The sequence below is a fragment of the Oecophyllibacter saccharovorans genome, assembly GCF_006542375.1.
Classification (GTDB): Bacteria; Pseudomonadota; Alphaproteobacteria; order Acetobacterales; family Acetobacteraceae; genus Oecophyllibacter; species Oecophyllibacter saccharovorans.
In genome coordinates, this window is record NZ_CP038144.1 from 1 (window position 1) to 2,500 (window position 2,500).

At 47.5% G+C, this 2,500-nt stretch carries 1 protein-coding gene, 1 tRNA gene and 2 rRNA genes (1 of these 4 cut by a window edge); 1 reads left to right on the plus strand and 3 read right to left on the minus strand.

All coding sequences use genetic code 11. The features are described 5' to 3' along the window. Positions 1 to 762, plus strand: coding sequence for a replication initiation protein (locus E3E11_RS08415; RefSeq protein WP_231119072.1), 762 nt, complete (start codon positions 1 to 3; stop codon positions 760 to 762). 38 nt (positions 763 to 800) lie between these two features. On the opposite strand, the gene E3E11_RS08420 is transcribed toward E3E11_RS08415, so the two are convergent. The 3 genes from E3E11_RS08420 to E3E11_RS08430 form a co-directional block, all read right to left on the minus strand. Further along, positions 801 to 877, minus strand: a tRNA-Met gene (locus E3E11_RS08420). Positions 878 to 900: 23 nt separating this feature from the next. Then, positions 901 to 1,015, minus strand: a 5S ribosomal RNA gene (rrf, locus tag E3E11_RS08425). Between the two features lie 83 nt (positions 1,016 to 1,098). Then, positions 1,099 to 2,500: ribosomal RNA gene (locus tag E3E11_RS08430) — 23S ribosomal RNA — on the minus strand; it runs 1,338 nt beyond the window's last position.

Here is a 2,500-nt window from a genome sequence, read left to right on the forward strand (position 1 = left end):
ATGAGTGCCAGCAAGAGAACTGTTGCGACTTTGATAAAGATCGATTCGCAACCGTCAGTTACAATGAGTAACGCTCTCCTACGAGCTGGCCACGGATTAACGTTGGCAGAGAAACGAGTTATTGCATGTGCTATTTCTAAGCTAGATAGTCGTCGTCAACTTCCAATAGGTGAGATTTTAACTACTAGAATAACGGCAATAGAGTATGCCGAAATAGCAGGATGTAATATGAGAACTGCTTATGAGGCATTAAGAGAAGCATCTAAAAATTTATTCGAAAGAAAAATAACTTTTTTCAATAATGATCTTAATCACCAAAATGATACTAGCTCAAAATTAGTTCAAATGAGATGGGTTGGGGAAATACATTACCAAGAGGGCGAAGGTTGGGTAGAAATTTACTGGTGGTATAAAATAATACCTTTTTTAACTGGGTTAAAAAGGCAATTTACTACTTATAAATTACATCAAGCACATGCATTAAGATCTGTATATTCATGGAGATTAATGGAACTTCTTATGCGTTTCCACGACACCAAAACTGCTGAATATGATATTGATTTCTTTTCTAATGCAATGGACGCTACAGAAAAACAAAAAAGCAACTTTAATAATATACGCAGAAGGATTATTGAGCCCGCCATAAAAGAACTAACCAGCAAAGGTGGCTGGGACATTAAATGGACGCCAATTAAATCTGGCAGACGTGTGGTGAAACTCAGATTTGAATTTAAAAAACACAATCATATTCTGAAAAAATAGTAGATATAAAAAAAGCGCCTCGTCTTTCGACAGGCGCTTGGATGCGGGGGCAGGATTTGAACCTGCGGCCTTCAGGTTATGAGCCTGACGAGCTACCGGACTGCTCCACCCCGCGATAATTTTTAAGTAAGCTAGAGGGCCTGGCGGCGACCGACTTTTCCGCACCTTAAGGTGCAGTATCATAGGCGCTAAAGGCTTTAACGGCCGAGTTCGGGATGGGATCGGGTTTAGAACCTCTGCCATAGCCACCAGGCCCTCTAGCTTACTCATCATGAGTAAGTAGGGAAAACGTTGATACGCTAATTATGTGACTGACTACTGTGCATGTGTTGAAGATGTATGAGAAATATGGGCGATTAGGATCAGTTAGCTAAACGTGTCACCACGCTTTCACACCTGACCTATCAACGTCCTGGTCTCGGACGGCCCTAGGAGACCTAGTTTTAAGGCTGGTTTCCCGCTTAGATGCTTTCAGCGGTTATCCATTCCAAACTTAGCTACCCAGCGGTGCCGCTGGCGCGACAACTGGTTCACCAGAGGTTTGTTCATCCCGGTCCTCTCGTACTAGGGACAAATCCTTTCAAGTCTCAAACACCCGCGGCAGATAGGGACCGAACTGTCTCACGACGTTCTAAACCCAGCTCACGTACCACTTTAATCGGCGAACAGCCGAACCCTTGGGACCTGCTCCAGCCCCAGGATGTGATGAGCCGACATCGAGGTGCCAAACCTCCCCGTCGATGTGGACTCTTGGGGGAGATCAGCCTGTTATCCCTAGAGTACCTTTTATCCGTTGAGCGATGGCCCGTCCACGTGGGACCACCGGATCACTATGGCCGACTTTCGTCTCTGATCGAGCTGTCACTCTCACAGTCAGGCGAGCTTATGCCATTGCACTCGACAGTCGGTTTCCGACCGACTTGAGCTCACCATCGCGCGCCTCCGTTATCCTTTAGGAGGCGACCGCCCCAGTCAAACTGCCTGCCATGCAGGGTCCTGGACCAGGCTTACTGGTCTCAGTTAGACATCAGAAAAATTCAGGGTGGTATTTCAAGGATGGCTCCACCAGAACTGGCGTCCTAGCTTCAAAGCCTCCCACCTATCCTACACAGGATTTTCCTGATGCCACTGCAAAGCTGCAGTAAAGGTTCATAGGGTCTTTCCGTCTGACCGCGGGAACCCCGCATCTTCACGGGGAATTCAATTTCGCTGAGTCGATTCTGGAGACAGCGGGGAAGTCGTTACGCCATTCGTGCAGGTCGGAACTTACCCGACAAGGAATTTCGCTACCTTAGGACCGTTATAGTTACGGCCGCCGTTTACCGGGGCTTCAATTCAATGCTCTCACATCTCCTCTTAACCTTCCGGCACCGGGCAGGCGTCAGGCCCTATACGTCATCTTTCGATTTCGCAGAGCCCTGTGTTTTTAATAAACAGTCGCTACCCCCTGGTCTGTGCCACCTGCCTATGGTTACCCAAATGCAGGTCTCGCTTCTTCCGAAGTTACGCGAGCAATTTGCCTAGTTCCTTCAGAATCGTTCTCTCAAGCGCCTTGGTATTCTCTACCAGTCCACCTGTGTCGGTTTCGGGTACGGTCTATATGCTAGAGCTATTTCCTGGAATGGTCCAAAAGCCAGATCAATCCAATAAGATCTGACAACATCTTCCATTCGTCACTACTAGCAGGCCCAGGAATATTAACCTGGTTCCCATCGACTACGGCTTTCGCCCTCGCCTT

Excerpts from the sequence above, each read along its gene's own strand:
- E3E11_RS08415 (WP_231119072.1), top strand. The coding sequence starts at position 1 with ATGAGTGCCAGCAAGAGAACTGTTGCGACTTTGATAAAGATCGATTCG.